Source organism: Candidatus Symbiopectobacterium sp. NZEC151 (genome assembly GCF_025962655.1).
Taxonomy (GTDB): domain Bacteria; phylum Pseudomonadota; class Gammaproteobacteria; order Enterobacterales; family Enterobacteriaceae; genus Symbiopectobacterium.
The window spans coordinates 60,118-75,367 of the sequence record NZ_JAGFPE010000004.1; the positions used below are offsets into that span (position 1 = coordinate 60,118).

Here is a 15,250-nt window from a genome sequence, read left to right on the forward strand (position 1 = left end):
ACGTGGCAAAAAATATCCAAGCCATACGCGGCATGAATGATTATCTGCCTGCCGAAACGGCCCTATGGCAGCGTATTGAAGATAGCCTGAAAAAAGTACTCCGCAGTTACGGTTACAGTGAAATTCGGCTGCCCATCGTTGAACAGACGCCGTTGTTTAAACGGGCGATTGGCGAAGTGACCGACGTGGTCGAAAAAGAGATGTACACCTTTGACGACCGTAACGGCGATAGCCTCTCACTGCGCCCGGAAGGGACCGCAGGCTGCGTGCGTGCCGGTATTGAGCACGGCATCCTCTATAATCAGGAACAGCGGTTATGGTACATGGGGCCGATGTTTCGTCACGAGCGTCCACAAAAAGGGCGCTACCGTCAATTCCATCAGTTAGGTTGCGAAGTGTTTGGTCTGCAAGGGCCGGATATTGATGCCGAGCTGATTCTGCTCAGCGCGCGCTGGTGGCGTGAGCTCGGCATTGCCGAACACGTTGCATTGGAACTGAACTCCATCGGTTCGCTGGAGGCGCGGGCGCGCTACCGTGATGCGTTGATCGCGTTTCTGGAGCAACACAAAGATCAGTTGGATGAAGATTGCTTGCGTCGCATGTACACCAACCCGCTGCGCGTACTGGATTCCAAAAATGCACAGGTGCAGGCGCTTCTCAATGATGCGCCGGTGCTGACGGATTATCTGGATGATGAATCTCGCCAACACTTTGAACAATTGGGTGAACTTTTAACGCAAGCGGGTATCCCATTTACGGTGAATCCGCGTTTGGTGCGCGGCCTGGATTATTACAATCGCACCGTGTTCGAGTGGGTTACCACCAGTCTGGGTTCGCAGGGCACCGTGTGTGCGGGCGGCCGCTATGACGGCATGGTGGAGCAACTCGGCGGACATGCCACGCCTGCTGTCGGTTTTGCCATGGGGCTTGAGCGTTTAGTGCTGTTGGTGCAGTCGGTTAATCCGGATTTCGCCGCACTGCCCGGCGTGGATGCGTATCTGATTTCCTCTGGCGTCGGCACGCAGTCAGCGGCCATGCAACTGGCTGAAACGCTGCGTGATGCGCTGCCTGAGCTGAAATTGATGACCAACTACGGCGGCGGTAATTTCAAGAAACAGTTTGCTCGCGCGGATAAATGGGGTGCTCGTATCGCGCTGGTGCTGGGCGAGAACGAAGTGGCTTCCGGTCAGGTGGTGGTGAAAAATCTGAGCAGCGGCGAGCAGGATACATTGGCGCAGGCGGACGTTGCCGCGCGTCTGGCAACGTTACTGGATTGAGGAGAGAGACACCGTGGAAGTCTATACCACTGAGAATGAGCAAGTTGATGCGTTGCGCCGCTTTTTAATTGAAAACGGTAAAGCGCTGGTGGTGGGGATTGTGCTGGGTATCGGTGCCCTGGTCGGGTGGCGTTACTGGCAGAATCATCAGTCTGAAGGTGCCATGTCTTCTTCGTTGGCTTACCAGCAGGCCAGTGAGGCGTTGGCGAAAGGTGATGCACCGGGCGTTTCGGCGGCGGAAAAATTCGCGGTTGAGAATAAAAATAGCTACGGCGTGTTGTCTTCCTTGCAACTGGCACGCTATCACGCCGACAAAGGGGAGTTCGCTCAGGCGGAAACCCAATTGCGCACGGCGTTGACGCAAACCAAAGATGTCGATCTGCAAGCATTGACCGCGCTGCGTTTGGCGCGCGTTCAGGTGCAGCAGGGTAAGGCCGATGACGCATTGAAAACGCTGGATACCATCACACTGGCGGGATGGGCTGCCATGGTGGCAGACGTGCGCGGCGATGCGTTGGTGAGCAAAGGCGATAACGCGGCTGCGCGTGCGGCTTACGATAAAGGGGTGGCGGCGAATCCGCCACAGGCATTGCAGGCGTTGCTGCGTATGAAATTAAATAATCTGCCGGGCTAAGAGGAACGTCATGCAATTGCGTAAAACACTTGTGGTTGGGATGCTTTCTCTGGCTTTTTTGAGCGGATGTTCGCTGTTCAGCGGCGAAGAAGACGTGGTGACCATGTCGCCGCTGCCCAAGGTTGAGAATCAGTTTACGCCAACCAAAGTTTGGAGCAGTTCTGTGGGGAGCGGCCTGGAAGGGCACTACTCCAATTTGCGTCCAGCCTGGCAGGGCGATCGCGTTTTTGCCGCCGATCGCAAAGGTCTGGTGAAGGCGATGGATTTGGCAAACGGCAAAGAGCTGTGGCGCGCCGATCTGTCGACCAAACGTGGGCTGCTCTCGTCGCGTGAATCCGCGCTGCTTTCCGGCGGCGTGACGGTCTCTGGCGATCGTGTGTATGTCGGCAGCGAGCGTGCAGAGGTGTTTGCACTTAATGCGGCAGACGGTACCCTCGCATGGCAAGCCACGGCAGCGGGTGAAGTGTTATCACGCCCGGTGGTGAGTGATGGCGTAGTGCTGGTGCACACCAGCAACGGTATGCTGCAAGCGCTGAATGAAAGCGACGGTGCCATCAAGTGGACCGTAAACCTGGATATCCCGACGCTTTCTCTGCGCGGTGAATCCGCGCCTGTAACGGCGTTTGGTGCTGCCATTGTCGGCGGTGACAACGGTCGTGTGAACGCCGTGCTGATCAACCAAGGGCAACTGATTTGGCAGCAGCGTATTTCTCAACCGAGCGGCGCGACCGAAATCGATCGCCTGAACGATGTGGATACGACGCCGGTTGTGGCCGGTGAACTGGTGTATGCACTCGGCTATAACGGCAACATGACGGCGCTCGATCTGCGCTCCGGCCAGATCGTGTGGAAACGCGAGCTGGGCAGCGTGCAGGATTTTGTCATTGATGGCGATCGCATCTACGTCGTGGATCAAAACGATCGCGTGGTAGCACTCAGCACCAACGGCGGCGTGAATCTGTGGCGACAAAGCGATCTGCTGCACCGTAACCTGACCGGTCCTGCGTTGTATAATGGCTATCTGGTAGTGGGTGACTCCGAAGGTTATCTGCACTGGATCAATACTGCGGATGGCCGTTTCGTGGCGCAGCATAAAGTGGACAGCGCCGGTTTTCTGAGCGACCCGGTGGTGGCCAGCGATAAGCTGTTGATTCAGGCCAAGAACGGCGACGTATACGCGTTTACCCGCTAGAAAACAGAATGTATCTGGGCTGCACCGCGCAGGCGGTGTGAGCCTTGAAACGGCTCCTGAACGCATCAGGGGCCGTTTCGTCTTTTAAATGTCAGCGAGTCGATTTGCTGTAACATATTGAAATATAATTAATGAGGTTGTGAAATGATACCTGTCGTCGCGCTCGTTGGGCGCCCGAATGTGGGAAAATCTACCCTGTTTAACCGCCTGACGCGTACCCGTGACGCCCTGGTGGCGGATTTTCCTGGGCTGACGCGTGACCGTAAATACGGCCGTGCTGAAGTGGAAGGGCAGGAGTTCATTATCATTGATACCGGCGGTATCGACGGTTCGGAAGAAGGCGTGGAAACCCGGATGGCGGGGCAGTCGCTGCTCGCCATCGAAGAAGCGGATATCGTGCTGTTTATGGTGGATGCGCGCGCCGGGCTGATGCCTGCCGATCTGGGCATCGCACAGCATTTGCGCAGCCGCGAGAAATCCACTTTCCTGGTCGCCAACAAGATTGATGGTGTGGATGCGGATATCGCGATGGCGGATTTCTATTCGCTGGGGCTGGGTGAAGTCTATCCCATGGCGGCTTCCCACGGGCGCGGCGTCACCTCGTTGCTGGAAAACGTGTTGTTGCCTTACGCCAAGCAGGAAGATGAACCGGTTGAACTGACCGAAGAAGAGGCTAACGCCGCCTATTGGGCGGAGCAGCTCGGCGAAAATACCGATGAGCCAGAGGATGCCGAAGATAACTTCGATCCGGAAAGTATGCCCATCAAACTGGCTATTGTCGGTCGCCCCAATGTGGGCAAATCCACCCTGACCAACCGTATTCTGGGTGAAGATCGTGTGGTGGTGTATGACATGCCGGGCACCACCCGTGACAGCATTTACATTCCGATGGAGCGCGATGGCCGCGAGTACGTGCTGATCGATACCGCGGGCGTGCGTAAACGTGGCAAAGTCACGGAAACCGTCGAAAAATTCTCGGTGATCAAAACGCTGCAAGCGATTGAAGATGCCAACGTGGTACTGCTGGTTATCGATGCGCGCGACGGCATTTCCGATCAGGATCTCTCGCTGCTGGGCTTTATTCTTAATGCCGGGCGTTCGCTGGTTATCGCAGTGAACAAATGGGATGGGCTGTCGCAAGAGATCAAAGATCAGGTGAAAGACATGCTCGACTTGCGCCTCGGGTTTATCGATTTCGCGCGCGTGCATTTTATTTCTGCGCTGCATGGCAGCGGCGTCGGTAACTTGTTCGAGTCGGTGCATGAAGCCTATACCTGTGCGACCAAGCGTGTGAACACCTCGCTGTTGACGCGCATCATGCAGATGGCCGTTGACGATCACCAGCCGCCGCTGGTTCAGGGCCGTCGCGTGAAGCTGAAATACGCTCACGCCGGGGGCTACAACCCGCCGATTGTGGTGATCCACGGCAATCAGGTCAAAGACCTGCCGGATTCCTACAAACGCTACCTGATGAACTACTACCGCCGTTCGCTGAACGTGATGGGTACGCCGATTCGCATTCAGTTTAAAGAAGGGGAAAACCCCTTTGCCGAGAAGCGCAATACCCTCACGCCCAATCAGTTGCGTAAGCGTAAGCGCTTGATGCAGCACATCAAGAAAGGCAAGTAACCAGAATGGGGCGGAATCGATGATTCGCCCCATTTTTATTATGGCCTGTGAATCAGCAATGACCGTCAACCCTGTGTGAAAGCGTACGCTATGTCTTGGGAAACCTGGAGTTTTGCCTTTAATGTCACCATGCCCAACCTGTTAATCCTGTTGATTGGCATGGGGTTGCGCCGTTTGGGGCAGTTGGATGACACCTTTTGCGATTCGGCAATGAAGCTGGTGTTTAATCTGGCGCTGCCCTTCCTGCTGTTTTTCAGCGTGGCGACCAGCCAACAGTCTATCGCCACGCATCTCCCGATGATCCTGTATGGTGCCGTGGGCACGGTAACCACGTTTTTATTGCTTGAGTATGCGGCTGTTTATCTGGTGAAAGAGCCCCGTGAGCGCGGTATTTTCGTGCAGGGCGGATTTCGATCTAACACCGGCATCATGGGGCTGGCGTTTGCGGTGCGCGCTTATGGCGAGCAGGGGATTGCGGTAGGCTCGCTCTACCTGACCGTCACCGTTATCTTGTTCAATGTGCTATCGGTTATCACCTTAACGCGCAGTTTACGGCGAGGGCAGGATGGCGGCAGCGTCAGTAAAAAAGCGCTGTTGACCAGCATCGCGACCAATCCGCTGATTATTGGGCTATTACTGGGGGTAGGCTACTCTCAGTCTGGCTTGGCGCTGCCCGACGTGGTGCGGCAAACGGGTCAGCAGATCTCTGGACTGGCACTGCCATTGGCGTTGCTGTGTGCCGGGGCGAGTCTGGATCTCAAAACCATGTTGCGCACCAGTAACGTCGCGGCGCTCTCCACCGTTGCCAAACTGGTGGTAGTGCCAGGCTTGCTGACGCTCGGCGGCTGGCTGGTAGGCTTTCGCGGCGTGCAGTTGGGGGTAATCTTTCTTTTTGCCTCAACCCCGACGGCGGCGGGCAGCTATGCCATGACGCGGGCCATGGGGGGGAACGCTACGCTGGCGGCCAATATTATCGCCATGACCACGGTAGGCTCGTTTTTTGCCACGGCGTTCGGGGTTTATCTGTTACGCGCCTGGGGCATCGCTTAAGCCTGAAAGGGAAGAGCTCATGGAGATTCTGTGCCCGCATTGCCAACACACCCTGCACTGGCTGAAGGCAAGCCAGTTTCAGTGTTCGCAATGCCATCAACATTTTCAGCAACACGCACATTGCCCGGAATGTCAACAGCCTCTGCAAACCTTATCTGCCTGTGGTTCGGTGAGTTATTTCTGTCAGCGCGGCCACGGTTTGATTTCACGCCAACGCGTGCTGTTCCGTTACCTTCCGGTGCAGGAATAGCTAAGGCGATTTCCTGCGTGCGCGTTTCTTGGCATCCGGCGTGACCTGCGTAACCTGGCTTTCAACCCAGCCGTCCTGTAACCGGGTTTTTAGCGTGTCGCCGGGTGCGGCCTGAGCCGTAGCGCGTAGAACCTGCCCGGAGGGCGTGGTGGTCACGTTATAGCCGCGCGCCAGCGTTTTTAACGGGCTGACCCCTTCCAGATGGGAACAGACCTCACCTAACCGCTGTTTATTCTCACTCAGTTGCCGGGTGATTAGCCGCTGTAATTGATACTGCATCTGTTGCAGGTGTTGCTGCGCACGGTGAATGCGTGACAGCGGCTGCTGCTGCGTCAGTCGCTGCTGCAACCGTTCACTGCGCAGGGTCGCGCGACGAAGTTGCTGTTGCATACTTTCATCGAGCCTGCGACGCAAGGTGATCAATTGGTTAAGCTGGCGCGCCAACCGTAACTGCGGATGCTGTTGCTGCAAACGGTGGTAGAGCCGGGAAAAATCACGCTGGCGCTGGGCCAGTGAATAGTCCATCGCCATCTCCAGCCGCTGACGCTGTGTGTGTAGCTGGCGCAGCAGTTCGTTGCGATCGCGACTCACCAACTCTGCCGCCGCCGACGGGGTGGGGGCGCGTAAGTCCGCCACGAAGTCGGCAATGGTGACGTCGGTTTCATGGCCGACCGCGCTCACGATAGGAATACGACTGGCGAAGATGGCTCTCGCCACCCGTTCATCGTTAAAGCTCCAGAGGTCTTCCAGCGAACCGCCGCCGCGCCCGACGATCAATACATCACACTCCTGCCGCTGGTTGGCAAGCTGAATGGCGCGAACAATCTGCACTGGGGCCTCTTCGCCCTGCACCTGACTCGGATAAATCACCACCGGCAGTGCCGGATCGCGCCGCTGTAGCACATGCAGAATATCGTGCAGCGCCGCGCCGCTGGGTGAAGTAATCACACCGACGCTGCTGGCGGGGCGGGGGAGCGCCTGCTTGAATGACTGATCGAACAACCCTTCTGTTGCTAACCGCTGCTTAAGCTGTTCGAATTGCTGTTGCAACAGGCCATCGCCTGCGGGTTGCATGCTCTCTGCCAGCAGTTGGTAATCACCGCGCGGCTCGTACAGGGTAATCGTGGCGCGCAGCAGCACCTGCTGTCCGTTTTGCGGGCGAAACGTCACGCGACGATTGCTGGTGCGAAACATAGCGCAGCGCACCTGGGCGCGCTCATCTTTCAGGGTAAAGTACCAGTGGCCTGACGCGGGCTGGGAGAAATTGGATATCTCGCCGCACAGCCAAATTTGCCCCATTTCCATTTCCAACAGTTGCCGGACGGTTTGATTGAGGCGGCTGACGGTAAAAATAGCGGATGAAGGCGCTTGGGACATGGCGTTGGCTAACCCGATTTAGTGAGCGAGATCAAATTTTAAAACAGAGGGTTAATTAACCGATACTACCTTGCCTGAAAGGTTAATCAAGTTTTTTTATAAAAAAAGCTGGAGGCAACCGATTACGCTCTGTATAATGCCACGGCAATATTTTATCGCATCCCCACATGAGATATTGCCCATGCTACGTATTGCCAAAGAAGCACTGACGTTTGATGACGTCCTCCTGATCCCAGCTCACTCGACCGTTCTGCCGAACACTGCCGATCTCACCACTCAGCTCACAAAAACGATTCGCCTGAATATTCCTATGCTCTCTGCTGCCATGGATACCGTGACGGAATCCGGTTTGGCTATCGCACTGGCGCAGGAAGGCGGCATCGGTTTCATCCATAAAAACATGTCGATTGAACGCCAGGCGGAAGAAGTCAGCCGTGTGAAGCGTCATGAAAGCGGCGTGGTTGTCGATCCGCAAACCGTGACGCCAACCACCACGCTGCGTGAGGTCAAAGCGCTGACCGAGCGTAACGGTTTTGCCGGTTACCCGGTAGTGACCGACGATAACGAACTGGTCGGCATTATCACCGGTCGTGACGTGCGTTTTGTGACCGATTTGGAACGCCCGGTGAGCGCCGTGATGACGCCGAAAGACCGGCTGGTAACGGTGCGTGAAGGTGAAGCGCGTGACGTGGTGCTGCAAAAAATGCACGAGAAACGCGTTGAGAAAGCGCTGGTGGTGGATGACAGCTTCCATCTGCTCGGCATGATCACCGTGAAAGACTTCCAGAAAGCAGAGCGTAAACCTAACGCCTGTAAAGACGAACACGGTCGCCTGCGCGTCGGCGCGGCGGTTGGCGCGGGTGCGGGCAATGAAGAGCGCGTCGATGCGCTGGTTGCTGCCGGTGTTGACGTGCTGCTGATCGACTCCTCGCACGGCCACTCTGAGGGCGTGTTACAGCGCATTCGTGAGACCCGTGCCAAATACCCCGATCTGCAAATCATCGGCGGTAACGTTGCCACTGGTGCCGGCGCCAAAGCGCTGGCTGACGCGGGCGTGAGCGCAGTGAAAGTCGGTATTGGCCCTGGCTCTATTTGTACCACCCGTATCGTTACCGGCGTGGGTGTACCGCAGATCACCGCGATTTCCGACGCGGTAGAAGCGCTTGAAGGCACAGGCATTCCGGTTATCGCCGATGGTGGCATCCGTTTCTCCGGTGATATCGCCAAAGCCATCGCTGCCGGTGCCGCCTGTGTGATGGTAGGTTCGATGCTGGCAGGGACAGAAGAATCGCCGGGCGAGATCGAGCTGTATCAAGGCCGTTCCTTTAAATCTTACCGTGGGATGGGCTCGCTGGGTGCCATGTCCAAAGGCTCTTCTGACCGTTATTTCCAGAGCGATAATGCAGCGGATAAACTGGTGCCGGAAGGGATCGAAGGGCGCGTAGCTTACAAAGGCCGCCTGAAAGAGATCGTGCATCAGCAGATGGGTGGCCTGCGTTCCTGCATGGGCTTGACCGGTTGCGGCACCATTGACGCATTGCGCACTCAGGCCGAATTTGTCCGCATCAGCGGTGCAGGCATTCAGGAAAGCCACGTGCACGATGTGACCATCACCAAGGAATCTCCGAACTATCGGATGGGTTGATTTGGCCCGCAGGCCAATCTGCCGATGTGATGGCTGATTTGACAGAAACCCGGTAAACTTCGCCGGGTTCTCTTATTTTTTGCTTCTTACGTATTTTGGAATACGCCTCTCATGACAGAAAATATTCATCAACACCGCATACTCATTCTGGATTTTGGTTCGCAGTACACGCAACTGGTCGCGCGCCGCGTGCGTGAACTGGGCGTTTATTGCGAGCTCTGGGCATGGGACGTTACCGAAGCACAGATTCGCGAATTTAACCCGAACGGCATCATCCTCTCCGGTGGCCCGGAAAGCACCACCGAGCACAACAGTCCGCGCGCGCCGGAATATGTGTTCCAGGCCGGTGTACCGGTATTGGGCGTGTGCTACGGCATGCAAACCATGGCAATGCAGCTGGGTGGACGTGTGGAAAGCTCCAGCGAGCGCGAGTTTGGTTATGCCCAGGTTGAAATCAAAGTGGAAAGCGCGTTGCTGCGTGATATTCAGGATACGCTGAGTGAAAGCGGTGCGCCGTTGCTCGACGTATGGATGAGTCACGGCGATAAAGTGACAGCCATTCCGTCTGATTTCGTTACCGTTGCCAGCACCGATACCTGCCCGTTTGCCATTATGGCGAACGAAGAGAAACGTTTTTACGGTGTACAGTTCCACCCGGAAGTGACGCATACCCGTCAGGGACAGCGCATGTTGGAACGCTTTGTGCGCGACATCTGCCACTGTGATGCGCTCTGGACACCGGCAAAAATCATTGATGATGCGATAGTGCGCCTGCGCGAACAGATTGGTAACGATCGCGTGATCCTGGGCCTTTCCGGTGGTGTCGATTCCTCCGTTACGGCGATGCTGCTGCACCGTGCGATTGGCGATCGTTTGACCTGTGTGTTCGTGGATAACGGCCTGCTGCGTTTGAACGAAGCGGATCAGGTGCTGGAAATGTTCGGCGATCACTTCGGTCTGAATATCGTACACGTGGCTGCAGAAGAGCGTTTCCTGTCTGAATTGGCCGGTGAAAACGATCCGGAAGCTAAACGCAAAATCATTGGTCGCGTGTTTGTCGAAGTGTTCGATGAAGAAGCGAGCAAGCAGTCCGAGGTGAAATGGCTGGCGCAGGGCACCATTTACCCTGACGTGATTGAATCTGCGGCGTCCAAGACCGGCAAAGCGCACGTCATCAAGTCTCACCATAACGTGGGTGGCTTGCCGAAAGAGATGAAGCTGGGTCTGGTTGAACCGCTGAAAGAACTGTTTAAAGACGAAGTGCGTAAAATTGGTCTCGAACTGGGCTTGCCGTACAACATGCTGTACCGTCACCCGTTCCCCGGTCCGGGCCTTGGTGTGCGCGTGCTGGGCGAAGTGAAGAAAGAGTACTGCGATCTGCTGCGCCGTGCCGATGCGATCTTCATCGAAGAACTGCACAATGCCGATCTGTACCATAAGGTAAGTCAGGCGTTTACCGTGTTCCTGCCGGTGCGTTCGGTCGGCGTGATGGGCGACGGTCGTAAATACGACTGGGTTGTCTCTCTGCGTGCCGTCGAAACCATCGACTTTATGACTGCACACTGGGCACACCTGCCTTATGACTTCCTGGGTCGCGTTTCCAACCGCATCATCAACGAAGTCGATGGCATTTCCCGCGTAGTGTATGACGTGTCGGGCAAGCCGCCTGCTACGATTGAGTGGGAATGATTTCGCGTCTGGCAACAGCCGGCACGTAAAAGCAGTAAAACATCGCTAAGCCCTCATCATTGAGGGCTTTTTTATTTTGATCATGGTTTGTCATCGCGTAATTATTAATAATCACATTAATGCAGAAATAAATTTATGGTGTAACACCGTTATGATATAGCCGGAGAAAATATGGATGATGGACTCGCGCATTTAATTTCGGATTTTCAAAAAAACGTTATGGCTGCGGTTCAATTAATGTATCGGTCAGGCATTCCTTTGCCATCCAGTTGTGATCACTGGATTAAAATGGATATTCCTGTTCGTGGAACGCTCGATGGCGGTGGGGAATATTATAAACACGGTGCTGGGTGCGCAGTGAGCTTTGAGCAGGGACGCATTGATTTCGATTTTGGTGAACACGGGGAAATTGGGGGATTCAATTTATGGTGGCTTTCCCAATTTGCCAGCAATGAACTCGCAACGTATGGCTTTATTAGTGAAACTGAGCTTGCCGAGAGTCTCAAGAACGCACTCTCTATGGGGGAGTTAGTTTGTGTAAGGTATGACCTGTGTTATCTGGCAAACAAGCCTCGTATGTTTGCTATTGATATTGATTCACGCCTTCCCGGTGATGAGCTTCCAAGTCGTAACCAAGATCCTGTCTTCACACTTTACGCTCATACTTTCCAGGCAGCAGATCTTATGCTTGAAAATTATATGTCGCTCAGTAAAAAGTGGGATAAAAACAATTACCTTAGTCAACGAGAAAAGGTCAACCACCGGATCTATCTTTCGACGTGGCTTGGTTTTTTAAGAGCCACTTGCGAGGGATTTGGGGATCTTAAAATGCGCCTTTTGCTTGGAGAAAATCGGCCTGCAACGTTCAAAGAGCTCATCCCAATGTCGGATAAGCTAGGAAGGATGATGAAGAAACATGCCGATCCTCTCCGAGAGTTGAGAAATGATGTTTTCCACCGCCGTGAAGATGCCTCAGCAGTACGTCAGTTCTTTGAACTTGGCATGGATCGCCTTACTTGGGCTCATGAGTTACATGGCGCGCTTGCCGCGTTCTTTTCCCGATACCGTGTACTCTGCGAGGTACACTACCTGATGAATGGACGCAAAGGAGAGAGTGATTTAAGGCACCAACGCCTCCGTCGTAAAAAAAGGGCACTTTAAGCGCTCTTATCTACACTGCCTCAACGCATCACGAGTGCGTTTCAGTCTCACGGGTGACACAAACTTGAATAGGCTCTTCGATAGCGCCCAGACTGAGGAGCCGTTGCAATGCGGATATTGCGGTATCGGTGAGTTCATGCCCTTTGGTCAGCACCATCAAATCATTGTTGGTACGGATATCCTCATCAATTATCCAACCGGTTTTTAATTCACCAATCCGTACCGTGCGGATACCCGCCAGATTAGCGCGAAAATCTGTCAGACTTTTAATGATGTATTCAGGAATGGCGGGGTGTGCACCACGCAGAATTTCTCTCGGATGATCCAGACTTAACCCTCTGGCTGCATGGCGTTCTAACAGTAGCGTTGCGTGTAACAGTTGTGCGCCCCTGATGACTTCAACAGGCGCATCGACGGGAGCCGCTGTCATTTGGTAACGGATAATATCGGCGACCTTCTCAAGCCGCGGGATGTTTGTCACTAACCGAGCGGCAACATTAGGATGTTCCTCTAGCAGTTTTTTTTCTTCTTCAGAAAGGGGGCGTTGCGCTGCATCAGCTTGAACGATATCGATTGGAATGCCAACACAGCCGATCTGGCTCAATGCCGCTGCGATGGTGTATATCCATTCATCAGGCCACGCGAGTTTTTTCAGCGCATGTTGCACGCCGGATTGGGCAAAGGCTGAGCGCTGGAAGGCCCAGGGGGCCACCATAGCGAGTACTTCTGTCATCGTTTTTACAGATGCGCTGAGTGTGGTTTCTAATAATTCTTTTTCCAGACGAACAAGCTGATACTGCCCAACGGCATCGTTGAGTGCCAAAACCAGTTCTTCTTTCGAGCAAGGTTTACAAAGGTAACGAAAGATTGCGCCTTTGTTGATTGCCGCGATAGACGATTCAATATCAGCTTGACCCGTCAGGAGGATGCGTACACTGTCGGGGGCGATTTCTCGTGCTTTTTCGAGGAAGGTTGCGCCATCCATACCAGGCATTCGCATATCTGACACGATCACGGCAAACGATGCTCCCCAACGAACGGCATCCAGTCCTGCCTCACCACTGCGTGCGGTTGTAACGTCAAACTCACCAAAAAGATTTCGTTCCATCGCTGAGAGTACATTGGGTTCATCGTCAACACAGAGCACGCGGGGATGCGCTATTTCAGTCATGATTGCATTCCTGTATATGGGCGAGCATGTTTTGCCATAACGGTTGCTTGCTAAGCATGCCGGTTTGTTCAAGATAGTCCATGTCAAGGGGGGTGCTATTAGCGAGAGCAACAGCGACATGCACGGCACCGACTACACAGAATTCAGTGTCTGTGATGAGAGAGGGCTGCTCGTGGTACGCAACGGCTTCCACAATATCTAGGGGCAATCCCCATAATGACAGGAGATAGGCGCTTACGGCTGCGTTAACGGTGGTGTTACTGCGTGTTGTGGCTGTCAGACCATGGTGTTGTCTGATTTCAGGTATCAGTTGTGCGATATTGGCAAGCAGTGCGGCGACTTGTGCAGTACTTTGATGACCCGATATTTGGGCTGCTAACGTTGAGGCCAGCAGGGCGCTTTGTTGTAATTGCGCTATATGGGGATCTGTTTTGGCGTCTGAAAATACTTGCGATGCAAGGATGAGAATCTTAACGTGATCCAACCCCAAATGGCCGATGGCATTTGCGATATTCGTTATGTGGCTGCCTCTGGAGAAATAGGTCGAGTTGGCAAGTTGTAAAATTTTTGCGCTTAAAGCAGGGTCACTGCTTAGCAGTCGTGTAATGTGCCGTGTATCTCTGTCAGAATGCGCGAGAAGATGATCTATTTCGACAAACACGTTTGAGGCTGTTGGCAAGTGACTCGCATGACCTATGATATTGACGACTGCGGGATCCTGAAGCATATCGCGCAGTAACAACGTGTTTTTTACCATGCCTATCAGCATATTGCTGTCACAGGGTTTAGAGACAAAGCGGTGAGCGACGTCCAGCATACGTTCAGTGGCATCCGGGTCAGAATAGCCAGACAGGATGACTCGTATTGTACCAGGCCAGTGTGTACGTATTTGTGAGAGTAATTCAGCGCCATCCATAAAGGGCATGCGCATGTCGGATATCACGACGTCTGCCGGTTGTTCTTCCAGCATGGAGAGTGCCTGTTGCCCACTGTTGGCAAATCGACATTCCCATTCGATGTTTTGCATCATCAGCGCGCGTTCAATGCCGGAGAGCACTCTGCTTTCGTCGTCGACGAACATCACTTGCATGCAGGAGGGTCCTCAGGGAGAGCGTTAAGCGGCAGCAGTAAGATAAATGTTGTACCCACACCTTCTTCCGACTCGCACCGGATCTGTCCTTGATGTTTATCCACAATAATTGAATAAACAATAGCAAGGCCTTGGCCTGTCCCTTTACCTACGGGCTTAGTCGTAAAAAAGGGATCGAAGATGCGGTCACGAATACTAGCAGGAATACCAGTACCATCGTCTTGCACACGGATTTCCATGTATTCACCGCATCGAGCAGCAGAGATAGCGATATGGCCTTTTTCTTTAACGGTTTGCTGGATAGTGTCAGCAATCGCATGAGCGGCATTGACGACCAGATTTAAAATTGCCTGGCCAATGGCATCTCTCAGGCAGGGAAGAGGAGGTAAGTTATCCTCGAAATGAGTCTCAAGTTCAGCAACGTATTTCCACTCGTTGCGTGCGACGGTAACTGTTGTGTTGATAATATCGCGTACATCCACCTGCTCTTTTTCGTTGTGAGAAGGGTAAGAAAATTCTTTCATGGCGGCGACGATTTTTGCGATATGAGCAAGACCTTCAAGGGATTCGTCTAACGCCCCAGGGATTTGCCGACACAAGAAATCCACTTTCAACTGTTTACGCGCTGTGTCGAATGCGGCCACGGCGGGCTCTTCTGCACATTTTTCTCGTATGGCATCGAACAGTATTTGCGTCGTTTCCAGTAGGCTAATAAGCGACGACGCGGCGGTTTTCACGAAGCCCACATTATCGCAGACATATTGCGTAGGCGTGTTTATTTCGTGGGCGATGCCTGCGGCGAGTTGACCAATGGATTCCATCTTTTGTGCTTGAAGGAGTTGCGCTTGAGCCAACCGTAGCTCTTTGAGTGCTTTTTCCAACTCACCGCGTTCATTTTCTAATGCCAAGGTTTTATGAGAGACGACTTTTTCCAAGCGCACGTTTTGTTTGAGAATAGCGAAAGGTGTTGCATGCTCTTGTGCCTTCTCTCGAATGATACGGCGCTTTAATACATCGATCGTTTTATCTCTGGCCGCCAGCTTACGTTCGTACTCAGCGTTGGACATGCCTGATACCGTGGGCGT

Annotated in this window: 13 protein-coding genes; 9 read left to right on the forward strand and 4 right to left on the reverse strand. The window is 53.8% G+C overall.

The genetic code is table 11. The features are described from left to right. Positions 1-2: 2 nt before the first annotated feature. The 6 genes from hisS (at position 3) to J5067_RS13730 (ending at position 6,032) form a co-directional block, all read left to right on the forward strand. Positions 3-1,277, forward strand: coding sequence for a histidine--tRNA ligase (hisS, locus tag J5067_RS13705; protein ID WP_264643625.1), 1,275 nt, complete (start codon positions 3-5; stop codon positions 1,275-1,277). A gap of 13 nt (positions 1,278-1,290) precedes the next feature. Further along, complete coding sequence (locus J5067_RS13710) at positions 1,291-1,911, forward strand: YfgM family protein (protein ID WP_264651342.1); 621 nt, start codon at positions 1,291-1,293, stop codon at positions 1,909-1,911. A gap of 10 nt (positions 1,912-1,921) precedes the next feature. After that, positions 1,922-3,103 (forward strand): outer membrane protein assembly factor BamB, encoded by a 1,182-nt coding sequence (gene bamB / locus J5067_RS13715; protein WP_264651343.1) that lies wholly within the window; start codon positions 1,922-1,924, stop codon positions 3,101-3,103. Positions 3,104-3,247: 144 nt separating this feature from the next. Next, positions 3,248-4,732 carry a ribosome biogenesis GTPase Der gene (gene der / locus J5067_RS13720; RefSeq protein ID WP_264651344.1) on the forward strand — a complete coding sequence of 495 codons (1,485 nt, stop codon included), beginning with the start codon at positions 3,248-3,250 and terminating at the stop codon, positions 4,730-4,732. A gap of 90 nt (positions 4,733-4,822) precedes the next feature. Continuing rightward, positions 4,823-5,782: an AEC family transporter gene (locus J5067_RS13725; RefSeq protein WP_264651345.1), complete on the forward strand. Its 960-nt coding sequence runs from the start codon at positions 4,823-4,825 to the stop codon at positions 5,780-5,782. 19 nt (positions 5,783-5,801) lie between these two features. Then, positions 5,802-6,032 carry a zinc ribbon domain-containing protein gene (locus tag J5067_RS13730; RefSeq protein WP_264643620.1) on the forward strand — a complete coding sequence of 77 codons (231 nt, stop codon included), beginning with the start codon at positions 5,802-5,804 and terminating at the stop codon, positions 6,030-6,032. Here the strand turns inward: J5067_RS13730 and xseA are convergent, their stop codons facing one another. Continuing rightward, positions 6,033-7,409, reverse strand: coding sequence for an exodeoxyribonuclease VII large subunit (xseA, locus tag J5067_RS13735; RefSeq protein ID WP_264651346.1), 1,377 nt, complete (start codon positions 7,407-7,409; stop codon positions 6,033-6,035). A gap of 181 nt (positions 7,410-7,590) precedes the next feature. Between xseA and guaB the strand changes: the two genes are divergently transcribed. The 3 genes from guaB to J5067_RS13750 all read left to right on the forward strand — a co-directional run bounded on the left by guaB (position 7,591) and on the right by J5067_RS13750 (position 11,904). Further along, positions 7,591-9,054: an IMP dehydrogenase gene (gene guaB / locus J5067_RS13740; protein ID WP_264643618.1), complete on the forward strand. Its 1,464-nt coding sequence runs from the start codon at positions 7,591-7,593 to the stop codon at positions 9,052-9,054. 111 nt (positions 9,055-9,165) lie between these two features. Beyond that, complete coding sequence (guaA, locus tag J5067_RS13745) at positions 9,166-10,743, forward strand: glutamine-hydrolyzing GMP synthase (RefSeq protein ID WP_264651347.1); 1,578 nt, start codon at positions 9,166-9,168, stop codon at positions 10,741-10,743. 171 nt (positions 10,744-10,914) lie between these two features. Beyond that, positions 10,915-11,904, forward strand: coding sequence for a hypothetical protein (locus J5067_RS13750; protein ID WP_264627656.1), 990 nt, complete (start codon positions 10,915-10,917; stop codon positions 11,902-11,904). A 28-nt stretch (positions 11,905-11,932) separates the two neighbouring features. On the opposite strand, the gene J5067_RS13755 is transcribed toward J5067_RS13750, so the two are convergent. From J5067_RS13755 to J5067_RS13765, 3 genes are read right to left on the reverse strand one after another with little or no spacing between them, the layout of a single operon-like run. Continuing rightward, positions 11,933-13,075 (reverse strand): response regulator, encoded by a 1,143-nt coding sequence (locus tag J5067_RS13755; RefSeq protein ID WP_264627660.1) that lies wholly within the window; start codon positions 13,073-13,075, stop codon positions 11,933-11,935. Further along, entirely contained in the window at positions 13,068-14,165 is a 1,098-nt protein-coding gene (locus J5067_RS13760) for a response regulator (RefSeq protein ID WP_264627657.1), read from the reverse strand. Before J5067_RS13760 ends, J5067_RS13755 begins: the two co-directional genes overlap by 8 nt. Further along, positions 14,156-15,232: a sensor histidine kinase gene (locus tag J5067_RS13765; RefSeq protein ID WP_264651348.1), complete on the reverse strand. Its 1,077-nt coding sequence runs from the start codon at positions 15,230-15,232 to the stop codon at positions 14,156-14,158. Before J5067_RS13765 ends, J5067_RS13760 begins: the two co-directional genes overlap by 10 nt. Between the last annotated feature and the right edge of the window lie 18 nt (positions 15,233-15,250).

What these genes read in the sequence shown, in the direction of transcription:
- bamB (WP_264651343.1), top strand. Translation starts at nt 1,922, where the DNA reads ATGCAATTGCGTAAAACACTTGTGGTTGGGATGCTTTCTCTGGCTTTT.
- der (WP_264651344.1), top strand. Translation starts at nt 3,248, where the DNA reads ATGATACCTGTCGTCGCGCTCGTTGGGCGCCCGAATGTGGGAAAATCT.
- J5067_RS13725 (WP_264651345.1), top strand. Translation starts at nt 4,823, where the DNA reads ATGTCTTGGGAAACCTGGAGTTTTGCCTTTAATGTCACCATGCCCAAC.
- J5067_RS13730 (WP_264643620.1), top strand. Translation starts at nt 5,802, where the DNA reads ATGGAGATTCTGTGCCCGCATTGCCAACACACCCTGCACTGGCTGAAG.
- xseA (WP_264651346.1), bottom strand. Translation starts at nt 7,409, where the DNA reads ATGTCCCAAGCGCCTTCATCCGCTATTTTTACCGTCAGCCGCCTCAAT.
- guaB (WP_264643618.1), top strand. Translation starts at nt 7,591, where the DNA reads ATGCTACGTATTGCCAAAGAAGCACTGACGTTTGATGACGTCCTCCTG.
- guaA (WP_264651347.1), top strand. Translation starts at nt 9,166, where the DNA reads ATGACAGAAAATATTCATCAACACCGCATACTCATTCTGGATTTTGGT.
- J5067_RS13750 (WP_264627656.1), top strand. Translation starts at nt 10,915, where the DNA reads ATGGATGATGGACTCGCGCATTTAATTTCGGATTTTCAAAAAAACGTT.
- J5067_RS13755 (WP_264627660.1), bottom strand. Translation starts at nt 13,075, where the DNA reads ATGACTGAAATAGCGCATCCCCGCGTGCTCTGTGTTGACGATGAACCC.
- J5067_RS13760 (WP_264627657.1), bottom strand. Translation starts at nt 14,165, where the DNA reads ATGCAAGTGATGTTCGTCGACGACGAAAGCAGAGTGCTCTCCGGCATT.
- J5067_RS13765 (WP_264651348.1), bottom strand. Translation starts at nt 15,232, where the DNA reads ATGTCCAACGCTGAGTACGAACGTAAGCTGGCGGCCAGAGATAAAACG.